18 protein-coding genes are annotated in these 16,067 nt (G+C 33.3%); 5 read left to right on the top strand and 13 right to left on the bottom strand.

Annotated elements, in window-relative coordinates; all coding sequences use genetic code 11:
- Window positions 1-7: 7 nt before the first annotated feature.
- The 4 genes from AC0OM3_RS16395 to AC0OM3_RS16410 are packed head-to-tail and all read right to left on the bottom strand — an operon-like array spanning window position 8 to window position 3,161.
- The gene (locus tag AC0OM3_RS16395) at window positions 8-871 is read right to left on the bottom strand and encodes a flagellar hook-associated protein 3 (RefSeq protein WP_001266405.1); all 864 of its coding nucleotides are present in this window, start codon (window positions 869-871) and stop codon (window positions 8-10) included.
- A gap of 41 nt (window positions 872-912) precedes the next feature.
- Complete coding sequence (gene flgK, locus AC0OM3_RS16400; RefSeq protein WP_474212431.1) at window positions 913-2,211, bottom strand: flagellar hook-associated protein FlgK; 1,299 nt, start codon at window positions 2,209-2,211, stop codon at window positions 913-915.
- Between the two features lie 17 nt (window positions 2,212-2,228).
- Window positions 2,229-2,681, bottom strand: a complete 453-nt coding sequence (locus AC0OM3_RS16405) for a hypothetical protein (RefSeq protein WP_000275887.1) — start codon at window positions 2,679-2,681, stop codon at window positions 2,229-2,231.
- 15 nt (window positions 2,682-2,696) lie between these two features.
- A complete protein-coding gene (locus AC0OM3_RS16410; RefSeq protein ID WP_000946323.1) occupies window positions 2,697-3,161 on the bottom strand; it encodes a YaaR family protein in 465 nt (154 codons plus the stop codon).
- Window positions 3,162-3,304: 143 nt separating this feature from the next.
- Here AC0OM3_RS16410 and AC0OM3_RS16415 point away from each other — a divergent pair, with 143 nt between their 5' ends.
- Both AC0OM3_RS16415 and cheR read left to right on the top strand, forming a co-directional pair.
- On the top strand, window positions 3,305-3,802 hold the full coding sequence (locus AC0OM3_RS16415) for a flagellar motor switch protein FliG (RefSeq protein WP_001020107.1): 498 nt from the start codon (window positions 3,305-3,307) through the stop codon (window positions 3,800-3,802).
- Between the two features lie 39 nt (window positions 3,803-3,841).
- Window positions 3,842-4,624: a protein-glutamate O-methyltransferase CheR gene (gene cheR / locus AC0OM3_RS16420; protein ID WP_000582876.1), complete on the top strand. Its 783-nt coding sequence runs from the start codon at window positions 3,842-3,844 to the stop codon at window positions 4,622-4,624.
- A 31-nt stretch (window positions 4,625-4,655) separates the two neighbouring features.
- Here cheR and AC0OM3_RS16425 read toward each other — a convergent pair whose 3' ends face one another.
- From AC0OM3_RS16425 to AC0OM3_RS16455, 7 genes are all read right to left on the bottom strand, one after another.
- Complete coding sequence (locus AC0OM3_RS16425) at window positions 4,656-5,372, bottom strand: hypothetical protein (RefSeq protein WP_000403967.1); 717 nt, start codon at window positions 5,370-5,372, stop codon at window positions 4,656-4,658.
- Between the two features lie 27 nt (window positions 5,373-5,399).
- Window positions 5,400-6,806 (bottom strand): transglycosylase, encoded by a 1,407-nt coding sequence (locus AC0OM3_RS16430; RefSeq protein ID WP_474212434.1) that lies wholly within the window; start codon window positions 6,804-6,806, stop codon window positions 5,400-5,402.
- A 29-nt stretch (window positions 6,807-6,835) separates the two neighbouring features.
- Entirely contained in the window at window positions 6,836-8,476 is a 1,641-nt protein-coding gene (locus tag AC0OM3_RS16435) for a flagellar motor switch protein (protein WP_001115010.1), read from the bottom strand.
- Between the two features lie 173 nt (window positions 8,477-8,649).
- Window positions 8,650-10,668 carry a chemotaxis protein CheA gene (locus tag AC0OM3_RS16440; protein WP_001192621.1) on the bottom strand — a complete coding sequence of 673 codons (2,019 nt, stop codon included), beginning with the start codon at window positions 10,666-10,668 and terminating at the stop codon, window positions 8,650-8,652.
- A 129-nt stretch (window positions 10,669-10,797) separates the two neighbouring features.
- Window positions 10,798-11,166 (bottom strand): response regulator, encoded by a 369-nt coding sequence (locus AC0OM3_RS16445; protein WP_000940568.1) that lies wholly within the window; start codon window positions 11,164-11,166, stop codon window positions 10,798-10,800.
- A 150-nt stretch (window positions 11,167-11,316) separates the two neighbouring features.
- A complete protein-coding gene (locus AC0OM3_RS16450; RefSeq protein ID WP_000033627.1) occupies window positions 11,317-11,994 on the bottom strand; it encodes an OmpA family protein in 678 nt (225 codons plus the stop codon).
- 19 nt (window positions 11,995-12,013) lie between these two features.
- Entirely contained in the window at window positions 12,014-12,847 is an 834-nt protein-coding gene (locus tag AC0OM3_RS16455; protein WP_000504191.1) for a flagellar motor protein MotP, read from the bottom strand.
- Between the two features lie 172 nt (window positions 12,848-13,019).
- On the opposite strand from AC0OM3_RS16455, the gene AC0OM3_RS16460 reads away from it, so the two are divergent.
- The gene (locus AC0OM3_RS16460; protein ID WP_474212436.1) at window positions 13,020-13,622 is read left to right on the top strand and encodes an HD domain-containing protein; all 603 of its coding nucleotides are present in this window, start codon (window positions 13,020-13,022) and stop codon (window positions 13,620-13,622) included.
- A gap of 27 nt (window positions 13,623-13,649) precedes the next feature.
- On the opposite strand, the gene hfq is transcribed toward AC0OM3_RS16460, so the two are convergent.
- Window positions 13,650-13,838: an RNA chaperone Hfq gene (gene hfq / locus AC0OM3_RS16465; RefSeq protein WP_000400665.1), complete on the bottom strand. Its 189-nt coding sequence runs from the start codon at window positions 13,836-13,838 to the stop codon at window positions 13,650-13,652.
- 53 nt (window positions 13,839-13,891) lie between these two features.
- The gene (locus tag AC0OM3_RS16470; protein WP_000291691.1) at window positions 13,892-14,110 is read right to left on the bottom strand and encodes an aspartyl-phosphate phosphatase Spo0E family protein; all 219 of its coding nucleotides are present in this window, start codon (window positions 14,108-14,110) and stop codon (window positions 13,892-13,894) included.
- A 233-nt stretch (window positions 14,111-14,343) separates the two neighbouring features.
- Here AC0OM3_RS16470 and AC0OM3_RS16475 point away from each other — a divergent pair, with 233 nt between their 5' ends.
- Together AC0OM3_RS16475 and AC0OM3_RS16480 are read left to right on the top strand one after the other, a co-directional pair.
- Window positions 14,344-14,463: a YjcZ family sporulation protein gene (locus AC0OM3_RS16475; RefSeq protein ID WP_000120179.1), complete on the top strand. Its 120-nt coding sequence runs from the start codon at window positions 14,344-14,346 to the stop codon at window positions 14,461-14,463.
- Window positions 14,464-14,750: 287 nt separating this feature from the next.
- Entirely contained in the window at window positions 14,751-15,950 is a 1,200-nt protein-coding gene (locus AC0OM3_RS16480; RefSeq protein ID WP_474212437.1) for an MFS transporter, read from the top strand.
- The last annotated feature ends 117 nt before the right edge of the window (window positions 15,951-16,067 follow it).

Here is a 16,067-nt window from a genome sequence, read left to right on the forward strand (position 1 = left end):
TTATAGATTACATGTAGTCTAAAATACTCGTTTTACTCATCGTACTAACCGCTTTAAGCGTCGCTTCATACGTCGCATTTATATATGCCAAGTCAGAAATTGCGACCGCTAAATCAACATCCTCAATTTCTTTACGGTTTTCTTGAAGCGCTAAATTTTGCTCACTTAAAATTGTTTTAAACGTCTCCATTGTGTTCATTGTTGAACCAACTTCAGTTGTACGGTTAATGATGCCATCTAAGTTTTTCTTATTTTCTCCTAATAACGGTTGTAACGCTTTTTGGTCACCTTTTTGCATCGCTTCGCTCATCTGTTTTAACGTTTTTATAACTGGGGATAATAATGCTTCTCCGTTACGGAATGCCTTTAACTCATAACCGTCATTTAGTTGCCAGTTCACATCATTTTGTCCACCCTGGTACGTACCATCTTCTGTAAATGGTGACTTTTCTGCACTATCACCACCGAAAATATAACGACCTTGCTCTTTCGTATTCGCTAAATATACAACTTGTTTTAAAATTTGATCAATCTCTGCACCGATGGCTTTCAATTCTTTTTCACCATTTGGCTCATTTAATGCCTGTACCGTTAATTGATCTGCTCTCGTTAAAGATTTAAAAATACCTTGTAAAGTATTTTCAGTTTGTGTTAATACATTTTTTGAGTCAGCTAAATCTTTTTGCATTTGTTCAATATTCGCCAATGAATGTTGAATCGCAAATGATTTACTCGCTGCAAGTGGATCTTCACTCATAAGAAGATTTTTCTTCCCTGAAGTTACTTGGTTTCTATGGTATTGTTGTTGCACATTCAAATCCATTAACTGATTCTTTGCCCAGTTTGCATTTTGAAATGTAGATACTCTCATTTCTATCTCCTCCTTATATATTTCCAATCAATTATTATCACTTATCGAATAATCGAAAATAGACTATCAAACACTTCATTCATCGTAGTAATAGCTTTAGAGTTTGCGACGAAATATTTTTGGAAGGCCATTAAATTTACCATTTCCTCTTCCATATTTACACCTTCAACGCTCATTTTTTCTTGTTGAATACCTTCTAGTAAGTCGCCATGAATTTTTTGATAACCATTTACTGCACTTTTATCAGATGCAACACGAACTATAAATTGGTCTAATGCTTGTTTATAAGAAAGACCTTCTTTATAATCGTCATCTGTAACTGCTGCTAGTTTATTTGCTGTTTCAGCAGATATTTTCATTTTCGAAACATCTTTTTGGAATTCTGGATTTAACTTCATCTCTTTCGCATAATCTCCAACGAAGAAATCTTTTCCCATCACTGTATTCACTTGTTTTTTCACTGAACTCATTAAGTCTTCGAGATTTTTTTTATAATCTACAATCTTCGCTTTCGTATCAATCGCTGATTTTATCGCTCCGCTAGTTACAGAGATTTCTGAACCGTAAATCTCAACTGACATTGGGTCTTTTTCTTTATTTAATTGAAGTGGATATGTATCTTGTCCATTTACTGTTAAAATACCATTCATTCTAACACTCGCGATATTAGGATTCATAGATTCATAAGATACTTCGATGTTTGCATACTTAGACATCTCTGTAACGATGCGATCTCGTTCGTCTAAAAGTTGATTCGGCACTTGTGTACCTGCTTGTCCAATTTTATGATTCGCTTCTGCTAAACTCGCAGCAAGACGATTAAATTCATTAACATGCGCTTCAATATCTTCTGCTGTCTGTGCTTCCACTGTATCTAAGTTTTTTGCAAGACGATTCACTTGACTTGTGAACTTCCCAGTTTCAGAAATTAATGTATCATAGTAGTTTGGTTGCTCTGGATTTTTTGCTACTTCACGAAAGGCATTAAAGAAACCGTCCATTAAACTAGATAATGAATTCTTCCCTGTCGTTCCAACCATAGACTCTACACGTGATAAAGTTGAATTCATGTAGTTATAATAAGAGAGCTGAGATAATTGATCATTAAACTGCTTCGTTTTTACCTCATCAGTAATACGGTCAACACCTAGCGTTTGTACACCGTAACCAATTCTCTGTTCTGGCGTATGACCATTGCTTGCTCCAACAGATCCGTAATTCACCATTTGACGAACATAACCTGGTGTATGAATGTTAGACAAGTTTTGTTTCGTTGTTTGTAACCCCATTTGAGCCGCTAACATGCCCGATAGCGGTGTATTATAATCAGATAATCTCATAAAGCTTCACTTCTCCTTTACAATAGTTCGTTCATAAAGATTTGCGAATTATTGTTTCGCTCTAAGTTATATTCAGAAACAGAATCCACAATACTTTCTGTAGTTTTTAATAGTACGTTTAAGTAATATTGATTTTTCAAAAGAATCATTTTTACATTCTCTTCTAATTCAGTTACGTTTTTTTGTAATTCTTCCATTTTTTCGATTTCTTCTTGAGAAAAATACGAAAATAACGCACTTACACGAAACGATTCAACTCCTTGTTCTTTACAGAACTGAACAACCATTTCTTCAAATGAGCTTGATAACCCTTTTAAACCATCAATGTACTGCAATTGCTCTACTTGTAACTTTTGAACTGCATTTACATTTTTACTTTTTAAATTCTCATATATTTGCTCTCCAAGCGCTTGAATATTTTCATACGCCTTTTGTATAATAACGAGCTTTTCATATAATTGTATGTACATATAGCTTCCTTCCTTTTACAAGACTAAATTCACAATTAATCCATGGATTTCTCCAATTTGATTCAACATTTCTAAATGTCCTGTTTTCGTATTAATTAAATTCATAACATCTTCTAATTCATTCAATCCCATTTCTGCCTGTTTCACAATCGTCATTTTCTGTGAATATCCGTAACGTGGGTGACGAGACATGACATCTTTATACTGCAATACATTATCAACGTAAAAATTCAAAAATGATTTTACTGTATTTTTGTACTCCATTACATTATCAAGCGTTAATTCCATTTCAATTTTCTCTTTAATTTCTCCAATATTATCAACAAACGCTTCCATTTGTTCTAGTAATTTATCTTTTTTCGGATCTGCATGCAAATTATCCGAAAATGCAAGTCCTGTCCTGACATTTGCTTCTTTCGGCATTTGAGTAGCAGGCGGTATATGCGATAAAATTGGATTATGCGAGATAGAACGTAGCATATATATCACCTATTTATTTTTTTATTTCTTCCTAAACTTAATCGTAAAATCCAGTTATTTATAATTATACTCTGAACAGTAATATTTTGCAGTTATTTTTTATAAAAGATATGTTACAATTTAGCATGAGGTGGCACAATTCTATGAATATTTTCCTTTGTGGTTCAAATCAATTAACAGCATTAGATCAAGAAGAAATTAAAAAATTTTTAACTGACTATGCTCACAAACATAAAATTTACATATTATGTTATAAATCTATTGAAAATGAGGTTCTTCGTTTTTTCGTTGAGAATGAAAGACTCGCTCAAAATTTATGCCTTTACACGCTGCAACCATTGCAAGCAATAACAGATGAATTTCAAGAAGTCATTGATTACTTAAAAAAACACGGAGCCGAATATGTTGCTTTTGATCATCCTTCTGACTCCATTTACCGATCAGATTATATGTTTTTTGTTAAACAAATTATTGAAGACACTGATTTAGTTCTCTGTTTTTATAATGGGGACAAACATACATCTGTCATCCCTGTCGATGTTGCAAAAGAAGCAGGTATTGATGCTGTTATTTATGATTTACCAGGATTACATGAAAAGCAAATGAAAAAAAGCTTTGAACAAAAAATTCGTATGATGTAAAGGGGGAGGCACAATATCATTATTGTGCCCATTGTAAATATGATAATTGAACAAGATTATGATCATTTTATCGCGAGTTTTAAACAACAATTCAATATGGATATCGCTTCATATAAACAAGATAGAATGCGCCGTAGAATCGATGCTTTCATTTCGAGAAAAGGCTTCGAAAACTACACTAATTTTTTAAACAAATTACGCGCTGATCAAAATTTATTTTTAAATTTTATTGACTATATTACAATTAACGTTTCAGAGTTTTTTAGAAATAAAGAACGATGGCAAACTTTAGAGTCAAAAGCACTACCAAAATTACTCGAACAAAATAGCGGAAAATTAAAGGTATGGAGTGCCGCTTGCGCTGCTGGTGAAGAACCATATACACTCTCTTTAATTTTATCAAAGCATCTAGCTCCATTTCGTTTTGAAATTCAAGCAACAGATCTTGATTTTCATATTTTAGAAACTGCAAAACGCGGTCAATATACAGAACGTTCGTTAAAGGAATTACCTAATGATTTGAAAGAACGTCATTTCACAAAAGAGAATGATCTATATTCATTGCATCAAAACATTAAACAAAACGTCTCTTTTAAACAACATGACCTTTTAATGCAGTCATTCGATACAAATTATGATTTGATTATTTGTCGCAATGTAATGATATATTTCACAGAAGAAGCAAGAGTAAAACTTTACGAAAAATTTAGTCGTTCTTTACGAAAAGGCGGTGTACTATTTGTTGGTAGTACGGAACAAATTTTAACACCCGAGCGTTACAATCTTCAGCGATTTGATACATTCTTCTACGAAAAAATATAAAAGAGGTCGTCACAATGGAGTGACGACCTTTTTACATAACTCGAATTAAAATAATACCGACAATCCATATGAAGAGAAAAAGAAACGTCATAGACCATTTATGTTCTTGCATCGTTTGTTTCAATGCCTGTGATAATTGTGTCATGTTCATTTCCGCAAGCGCTCTCCATACACTTACATCCCGATCTTTAGCAATGCGGTCTGTAACGCTAATTAAAATTGTTTCGTTAGATAATTTCGTTATATAAGCAGTAATAACCGTTACCATCAAATTTATATTTCCTTCTGAAGAATCACTTTCCACTCTAGAGATAAGTGCACTTACATCTAGTAAAGGAATATGTACTTTTCTACCAAATGATAGTTGTACTTCAGCGAAATCATATGTTCCATCTAACAAAGGAAGTTCTTTTATATGCGCCTGCTTAATAAGTCCTTGCAGACTTCTAATTACTTGTTCAAATACTTTTTCTGATTGCTTTCCTTCTTGAGATAATGTATGTAACTTTTTAAAAAGTTGTAACACTGTATCCATCTCTTTAGAAAGCATTTCCTTCATAATCTTTCCATCACTTAAACTTGCAAGTAAAATACCTATTTCATTATTTTTCGAAATAATTTTAGACTGTCCAGTAAACACTAAATTGCTACGCTTTCGTTCTTTCTGGATTTCATGCTCCGAAATAGCTGCAGGCTGTTTTAATGGTTGTAGCGTCTTATCTTCAATTGTCGTACGTTTAATCTCCATTTAAGCGCCTCCACTACTATGAAATAATTAGCCCCATTCTTTATTACTCTTTAAAACTAAAAACAGTACGAACAAACCTGACATGATAGTAAATACATCCGAAGCTTGTACTCCCTGTTCACCTTTTTCTTCTTCCTTGTCTTTCGTTTCTTCTTTTTGTTCTTTCTTTTTAGAGACAACTTGTTTGTTATTTTTCTCTTTTTGGTCCTTCGCCTTATGTACTTCCTTGTTGTCTTCGAACGGCTCTTTTATAACGTAAGTAAATTCCTCTTTCTCTTTCAACGGTTCTTTTATAAACTTATTTACTTTCTCATCTTGCTTCGGAATTTGAACAACTGGCAATTTTTCTTCTGGAAGCGGGTTTTTGACTTTCAAATCTTCTTGCTTCTCATTTTCTTTCTTATCTTCTAATTCATTTTCTAGTTTATTATCTAATTTATCTTCTTTCTCTTTCTCTTTCTCTTTCTCTTTCTCTTCTATCTTTTTATCATCTTCGTTTTTTGGTGCCAAAATAGAAATGATATATTCACTTTTCTCAACAAGTTTATTACCTGCTGCATCTACTATCTCTATAAGTAATTCATATGGACCAGCCGGCAATGCTTCTGTTATTTCAAATACTTTTTGCCAATCCATATCATGCTTGTTGTAGTCTAATAAAAACGAAAGCTCTTTATTTGCTTTCCCTTTTAATGTAACGCGCACTTCTTTTACAACCGATTCTATATCTGACGCTTTTACTCGTAGATGTATAGAATCTCCCTGTTTTCGTTCAACTAAGTTCTCTTTTACTTCATCAATAGTAACTTTCTGTAACTTTGGCAATTCTTTATCTATAGTTGGCGTTTCATTTTTAATACGAATGAGTGGGACTTTCACTTCATTTTTTATGAGCTCTTCTTTCTCATTCTCTTTGTAACTTTGAACAAGCTGAAGATTCCAATCACCTTGCAAATCAAAATCCCCTGCTTTATAGTTAGCAACCCAACTCTTCGTTTCTTCATCATACTCAAAAGATAGTATTCTTTCTTGCGCATATTGCTCGCCATTTTTTTGTAACTGCAATATACCTTTCATACTTTGAATGTTTTTCCCATTTGGTTCTACAGCAATTCGCACTTCTTCGCCAACTTTAAGCTCCGGCTTATTTACTGTAATAATTCCCTGTTCTGTTTCTATCTTTCTTTCATTCAATTGTTTATTTACTACTTCTTGTTGTTTTGCTTCTTGTTCTGCTTCTTTTTGTTCCTCTTCATCTTGTTTCGTTTCCACTTGCTCTGAAGATTTTTGAGATTCCTTATTTTCTTCTTGTACATTCACTTCATTTATTTTTTGATCTGGCTCAATTTGTTCCTCAGCCTGACTTTGCAAGGGGAAGAACAAGCACACATGTATGCATAGCCAACTCATTAGAAAAAACTTTACGTTTTTCATCTACTAGTTCAAACTCCTATTTCAATGCCTTATAGTGATTTCGTCACTTTTACTCCGAAAAATCCATCTACATTTACAAGTTCACCATACGCCACTAATACATCATTTACATAAATACGAATCGGTTCATCAATATCCTCATCTAGTACAACTGCTTCATTTTCTTGTAAACTTAATATATCTTGAATCGTTTTCACTGTACTTCCAAATACAAATTTCACATTCATTTCTACATTTTGTAGAATGGACGTGTCCATATATACTGGTTCCATTTGTTTTACTTCTTTAAATTCAATAGGTTGCACAACTGGTTCTACAATTTTTTCTTCTTCAATTTCTTCTGTGGCAATCTCTTCTTCTTCCACCATCGGATACAGAAGTCGCCTTACCATTTCTTTCGCTTCGGAAATTGGCAAAATTTGATACATCTTCGATTGAAGCAGATCGCCAATTTCAAGATTGAACGTAATTTGAACGAGTTCGTCCACTTCCATTGACTCTCCCAAATATTCCATTTCTTCTTTTAACGTTACAAATTTAACATTTGGAGGCGTCATGTCCATTTTTTCTTGAAACATTTCTGACATCGCCGTAGCAGCATGACCCATCATTTGGTTCATAATTTCTTTAATACCGCTCAGTTCTAATTCAGTAAGCTCTTTTTCTGGGTCAACTTCCCCTGTTCCCATCATCATTAAATCTACCATTGTTAAGGCAACATCTTTCGTAAATACGAATACATTCTCATTCTTTAGCCCTTCAACAAAGTCGACATTTAAAATAACAAATGGTACTGGTACTCCATCATAATGACGAACATTGATTGCTTCCACATTTGGTGTACTAATTGTAACTGGTTGATTTAAAAGCGTTGACAATACTGTTGAAGCGGAACCAATTGAAATATTTGCAATTTCACCAAGAACATCTTTCTCTTCTTGTGTTAAATGCTCTTTTTCAACTTGTTCTTCTACAATCTCAGTTTCCACTACTTCTGCTGGTTCGTCTGTTTCTTCTACTCCACCAGATAATTGCATTAATTTATTTACCATTTGTTTCGCATGCTCAACTGAAACAATTTGTACAAGTTTAGAGTTTACAAGATTATCTATCTTTAAATCAAACGATACTTTAACAATCGTATGATTCCCATCGATTTCAGAGATTTTCTCCATTTCTTCTGATAACTTTACAACTTTAATCGTCGGCGGAGACATATCTACTGTATCTTGGAAGAATTCCGACATAGATGTAGCTGCGAATCCCATCATTTGATTCATCGCTTCTTGTACAGCACTTAGCTCTAATTCACCAAGTTCTTTTCCGTCCTCCACTTCACCTGTTCCCATCATCATTAAATCAGCAATGGACAATGCAACATCTTGCTTAAGAACAAGAAGGTTTTCCATATCTAATCCTTTTGTAAAATGAATGTTTAATACAACATGTGGAACTTCGACATCTCTTGAATCATATAAATCTACCAACTCTATACGAGGAGCAGTAATGCTTACTTGCCTATTTAAAATTGTTGATAATACAGTCGAAGCTGAACCAAATGATATATTTGCAATTTCGCCAAGAATATCGCATTCTTGGGGCGTTAAATGCTCATTTTCTTTTTCTAGCACAATCGTGCTCGTATCCCCTTTTGTGTGTTGCTCAGGCATTTTCCCTGCCTCCTCATTTCTGTTTTTCTATCAAATAATATAAACTCTTATTTTATTTTAGCAAAATTATTATATAAAACGTTAATATGTATGTATTCCCATTATTAGATTCGTAACGATTAGCCAAAAAGCTCCCCAATTGTATACAAGTGGGGAGCTTTCCTTCATTCCTATTATAAACCTTCTGGGTTTAAAATGAGGACCACTCGTCCATCACCGAGAATCGTCGCACCAGAGAAATAGTTAGAACTCTCTGCAAAGAAGTCACCTAATGACTTTAAGACTATTTCTCTTTGACCGATAATTGTGTTTACAATAAGTCCATAGCTGCGATGTGTGTTACGAACAATTAACACAGGAACCATTTGACCATCATATGACGCAAACGCCTCATCTACTGTTTTTTCACCAAATACAGTACTTAAATGTTTCACTTCAATAATTTGATTACGATAATTTAACACATCTTTTCCTTGTAAGGATTGGATGTCTTCTCTCTTAATTCGAATCGCTTCAACGATATTTCCAAGAGGTAAAGCATAACGCTTATCATTCGTTTGAATAAGCATAGATTGAATAATAGATAACGTTAATGGAAGTTCAATTCTAAATGTACTTCCCTTTCCTTCCTCAGAATCAATAATTAAATGCCCACCTAAACTATGAATCGTATGTTTTACAACATCTAATCCGACACCGCGTCCAGAAAGATCTGATACAACTTCAGCTGTACTAAATCCTGGTTGGAAAATAAGATCAAACACTTCACGATCTGTTAATCTATTCGCATCCGCTTCAGTTACAACGCCATTTTTAATCGCTTTTTCTAATACTTTCCCTTTATTAATACCGTTTCCATCATCCGTAATTTGAATAACGACATGATTTCCACTATGAAAGGCTTCTAATTTAATCGTACCTGTCTCATTTTTACCTGCATCACGTCGTTTTTCAACAGTTTCTACACCGTGATCGATTGCATTTCGAATTAAATGAACGAGCGGATCACCGATTTCATCAATAACAATTTTATCTACTTCAGTATCTTCACCTGTAATTTGTAAATCGATTTTTTTCCCTAAATCTTTCGCTAACATACGTACCATACGTGGGAAACGATTGAATACAGTTTCAATCGGCACCATACGCATATTTAATAGTACATTTTGAATATCTTTTGAAATATCGCCTAATCGATTTAAATGTTCAATTAGCTCCTTGTTTTGAATCGTTTGAGCCAATTCATCAATGCGCCCACGTTCAATTACACTTTCTTCAAACATATTCATTAATCTTTCGATTTTCTCTAATTGAACACGAATTGAACGATTCTCCACTTTAGCATTTTTCGTTTTTGTAGTACTTTTAGCCGGCATAGCACTTGAAGGTTGATTCGTTGCCTCTACCGGTGATTTTACTTGCGTAACCACAGCTGGTTGTAGCTTTTCTTCTACTTGCACAACTTCTTGTGTAACGACTTTTTTAGAAGCTACTTCCTTCGATATAGGTTCTCCTTGCTTTACTTCCACTTTCTCAATTTCAGAAACATGAAGTACTACTTGTTTCAATTCTTCTATACTACAATCCGTATCCATAAATACTGTAAATTCAAATCCGAAAGCATCTGCTTCAATTTCTTCAATACTCGGAGCTGTTTTTTGTATATTCCCTACATTTTGCAATGCTTCAATACACATAATGGCACGTACTGCTTTTAAAATTGCCTGCTGTTCAACTGTTATATGCACTTCATGCGAAACTGCATCATCGTTGTCTATATGATTTTGCTCTATATGTTCCGTAGGAGTTTCTACATTGCCGTTCAATAATGCTTCTAATTTCTGTTTAGTTGAGACTACATCAATATTGCCCATTCCACCTTGTTGCACATCTGCAACCATCTTCTCCAAATTATCAATGCACTCAAAAATTACATCAATAATATCCGCATTTACAACTATATTTCCATGACGAATTTCATCTAACACATTTTCCATCTTATGCGTTAAATCAGCCATCTCCGTAAATTCCATGCTCGCAGACATACCTTTGAATGTATGAGCGGATCGGAATATTTCTCCTACAACATCCATATCAGCAGGATTTTGTTCTAACACTAGCACATTTTCATTTAGCGACTGTAAATGTTCTTCTGACTCTTCGAAAAATATATTTAATAGATCTGTTTGCATTTTTATCCCCTACCTGTCTAACAAACATTTCATTTATGTATAACAATTTAGTGTTTTACAATGAGAAAAAAGGGGGCCACACGTCGATCCGCTATCACTGTTTTGATTCCTTGTGGCACCCCTTCTATATTAACTATTTGCTACTTTTGTTAAAGCTTCAATTACACGATCCGCTTGGAATGGCTTTACAATAAAGTCTTTTGCCCCGCCCTTAATTGCATCTAATACCATACCTTGTTGTCCCATTGCAGAACAAATAACAACCTTTGCACTTGAATCAATTTTAATAATTTCTTTTAATGCTTCAAGCCCATCCATTTCTGGCATAGTAATATCTAATGTTACAATATCAGGTTGAAGTTCTTTATACTTTTGAATTGCTTCTACCCCATTCTCTGCTTCGCCGATAACTTCAAATTCAGCATTACTTTTTAATAAGTTTTTAATCATCGTTCGCATAAACATCGCATCATCTACTACTAAAATTTTATGTGCCATTCTTTTTAATTCTCTCCTTCTATGTATAAATATATCTTAATATTTCACCTTATCATTCTCACTCATTATACAAAATAAAATGATAAAATTTAATATTTTTTTAAAAGAATTTTCGTATTTTTAGTATTTTATTATTAAAATAATAATATACTACTCTTTTATATAAATAACAACGCGACGGTTTTTTTCCCAGTTTTGCGGTGAATCATTTGGTACAATTGGCTTTGTGTCTGCATATCCTACCGCAGCTAGCCTTTTATCGTCCACATTATACACTTCAATTAAATGGTGAATCATATTTGCCGCTCGTGCTGAAGATAACTCCCAGTTAGAGGGGAATTTCTCGTTATGAATAGGTCTACTATCTGTATGTCCCTCTACAACAATGGGGTTAGGTACGGATTGAAAAAATCCAACTAATTGACTTATTATCCCTTTCGCTTCGGGCTTAACGTTCGCATCGCCTGTATCAAATATTAAATTATCTACTATAACGACGCTTACCCCTGTATCCTCTCGATATACATTCACTTGACTAATACCGTTATTATCTACATACGCTTTTAACTTCTTATATAATTCATCCATTCTCTTTTTTGAAATCATTTTTTCATCATTTTTTTCATGTGAAATATCCGGTATTGTATTTTCCATTACTTTTGCATCTACTTGCCCCGTATCACTAAACTTTTCAAGCATCTTTGACAATTTTACTGCATCTTGCTTTGATGTAGCAACTAGTAATACAAAGAAAGTTAATAATAACATCGTTAAATCTGTAAAAGTCGTCATCCAACGAGGCGATCCCTTTTGCGGTCCTTTACTCATCATACCACTCCTTGAAATATTAGGCTGCTCCTTTTACCTTTTTTACCTTTGTTTCGTATACATATGTATCCAGTTTCAACTTTAATTTAGAAGGGATTTGTCCACGATACAATTCTGAAATTGCTTCTATTACAAACTTCTTCTCTGTATATAAATCTTCAATACCACGATATACTTTTTCCGCAAGAGGGATTGCAATCATATTCGCAAGTACAGACCCATATAATGTCGTTAACATCGCAACTGCCATTCCTGTACCAATTTGCGATGTATCTTGTAAGTTTTGGAGCATAATGATAAGACCGATTAACGTACCAATCATTCCCCAAGCTGGAGCAAAATCACCAATTTTATCTAATAATGCTGCTCCTTTTCTTAACTCATACACTTCCGTTTCAATATCTTTCAATAACACTTCTTTTAATTCATCTTCATCGTAACCGCTTAACATTAATCGAATTCCTTTTTGAATAAAAGGATTGTCTACTTGCTCCCCATCTACCTCTAAAGAAAGTAAGCCGTGCTTTTTAGACTTTTTCGAAAAATCGACAAACAAATCCGTTAACTGTTCTAAATCTTCTTCTCTTCTATGTAAAACAGTAAAAATGCTTTTCGTATATTTTTTTATTTCTCCAAATCGATATGCCACAACAATTGTCGCTGTAGTTCCCCCTATGACAATTAAAATAGATGAAACATCTAAAAAGTTTTTGAAAGCTTTTATTCCACCGCCGCCAAGCATAATTGCCGCTATCACTATAATGAAACCTACTATAATGCCCACTGGGCTAGAAATATCAAACTTCCTTTTTCTTCTTTGTGGTCTAGCTAATACTTGATTTTTCTCTCCCATATTTCTGCCCTTTCCTTTCCATTTTTATATAACATTTTTTTATTTTAATAATACGTTTTCACATATAACATGTATTATACGCTTATCATCTGTTTATCGCAATATACTCATGAAATTGACACATTTCATTTCTATATTAGAATTATGGTATGAATAAATGAGGAGGATGACGATGGAAGACAACATTTTACAAGTCATTGCATTAGCAGAAAAACTAAAATATGAAATGCGACATAGCTGGCTTTCCAACGGGCGTCAAGAAAGTGTTGCCGAACATACATGGCGTATGTCTCTAATGGCCATTTTAGTTGAACCTTATTTGGATCAAAAAGTAAGTATTGAGAAATTACTTAAAATGGTTATTATTCACGACCTAGTCGAAGCCGAAGCTGGTGATATTCCTGCTTTTGATACAATGAATAGTCACGAATTACAGCTACAAAAACAAAAAAATGAACTAGAGGCTATTTTAAATATTAAACAAACGTTAACAGGTTCTCTCGGCGAGGAATTATATGACTTATGGATGGAGTTTGAAGCGAAAGAAACGTACGAAGCAAAAGTTGCTAATGCACTCGATAAACTTGAGGTGAAAATCCAACATAACGAAGCTGATATTGATACGTGGCTACCAATTGAACATAAAATGACGTTCCAAGTAGCAAAGCATACAAACTTTGATTCTTTCCTATCTAAATTACAAAAAATTATTGAACAAGATGGAGAAAAGAAGTTAATTGCTGCCGGCATTGATGTTGAGGCATGCAAGCAATAATGAAATAAGACACTCAATAAGAGTGTCTTATTTCATTATTGTTGATATAGCCTGCTTATAAATAAGCTGTTGTTTTCCATCCACTAAGATTAAAACTGTAAATTTATCCACTCCAACAACTTCTCCTACTATTCTAACGCCACTCTTTAAGAAAATTGTAACTGTACCTTTTTCTTCTTTTATTTGTTTATACAATTCTTCCTGTAAATGTTCCAATTACTGTCCTCCCCTTTCTGTTAAACATCTTAATATAAAAAACTATAAATTCTTTATTTATGCACTTTGTCTTTTATATTCATAAACTTATTAATTAGTATATCTAAATCTCGGCTGAATAACAAAACTTTATCATGATCCAATCCGTGCCTCGCAACAAGTTGAATTAACTCTTTCTTTTTGTTTTCTATTTTATTTTGTAATTGTCCCATCTCCATCTCTATACTAAAACTCCCTTTTCCCATAATATTACTTGTAAAATTATAGTACATATTCTCTCATAAAAAAATAAAAAAATGGTTTTTTTTACAATTTTTTATTTTTCTATGCCTAAATTACGGATTACGTAAAGATTTATTTACAAATCACTAACATACAATCCTAATGAATCTACAGGTATTTGTCTAATTATAAATGAGACTGGCTCGTTTTCTATACAAAAAACATACTGTATATAGTAGTCCATGAACCATATAGATTAACTTACTAAAAAGGAGGAAAACATATGAGTTATGGTGGAAGTTGCGCTGGTTTCGGCGGTGGATTTGCTTTGCTTATCGTACTATTCATCCTTCTAATCATCATCGGATGTAGCTGTTGGGGTGGCGGTGGATACGGATATTAATATATCCTATCCTTGACAAATGAACGAAAAACTATAGAAAAACAGCTCATATTTGAGCTGTTTTTTTCATACTTTCGTATGAATTTATATCCCTCTTATTTGCGATTTCAACTAACAAAATATTGTTTAATATAGAATAAGAAACATTTTACTAAGGAGGATTACAATGATTAAAGGTCTTTACGAAGCACAATTACCTGTTGGACTTCCTACAGAGGAAAAAGTGTATTTAAGCGAATGGAAAAAACAAGTTCAAGCATCATCATTACATAAGGATTAATCTATTTATGTCAGTTTCTTATTCCAAACTTCTTAAAACAAATAAAAACTTCAATAAACTATTTTATGGGCAAACATTAAGTGTACTTGGGGATTGGTTCCATACGGTAGCTTTATTAACATTTGTCTACAGCATAACGGAATCGCCGTTTATGATCGCACTTACTTTTATAAGTAAAAGTTTACCACAGCTTCTTCTTAGTCCATTCATAGGCGGAATTGTAGATCGTTTCTCTAAAAAGAATATTATGATTTTTACCGATATTACACGGGGAATTCTAGTCCTTACATACTTACTCGCAGGCTATAAAATTGAGATTATTTTCATTGCTAATATATGTTTATCTGTACTTTCTTGTTCATTTGAACCGGCTAAACAAGCAACCCTAAAAAATATTGTACACCAAAATCATTTCGTAACTGCTAACTCTCTTTCTAGTACAATTAATGCTTTTATGTCTATTATGGGAGCTTCTTTGGGCGGAGTAATTGCACAATCTTTACATATTGAGTTCGCTTTTTTAGTAAATAGCCTATCATACTTTATTTCAGCCTATTTTATTTATAATATGAGTATTCCTGCTCATGATACTTGTAACAAGAACAAAACATTTTTCACTGATATAAAAGGTGGTTATACATACATATTACAAACAAAAATCATTTTAACATTAATTCTTGTCGGCATTTCATGGGGAATTATTGGAGGCGCTTATCAACTACTTCTAACGATCTATGCCGAAAAAATTTTCCATACGAACATTGGGATTTTATATACGGTTCAAGGGGCTGGGCTTATGATAGGAAGCCTTCTCGTTAATCTTTATATATCCCATAATAAAGAAAAAATGAAAAAAGTATTCGGTTGGGCCTACTTACTACAAGGAATTTTCTTTCTCGGATTCATTCTATCCGATCAACTTATTATCGGTATCATTACTTTATTCTGTATGCGCATAGCAGGAGGAATCATCGTTCCACTTGATACGACATTACTTCAAACTTATACACACGAAAATATGATAGGTAAAGTTTTTTCATTCCATTATTCCATTTACGCATCTCTTATTCAGTTATCGATGTTTTTTACAGGAGGACTGTTAGAAATTCTTTCTCCTCAAATGATTGGCAGTTTATTAGCTACATGCTGTATTTTTGTAAGTTTTATATGGCTGTTCTTGTTTTATCGCGGGGATCTCAGTGAATAATTTAATGATAATCAATACATTTTGATCCCATTCATTATTTTTTTCCCCATAATAAAATTGTTTAAAAATGTAAGTCGGATTTTTTAGGTAAAGAGCCTTATATGGCAACACTATTTA

The organism is Bacillus sp. FAU20 (assembly GCF_056033865.1).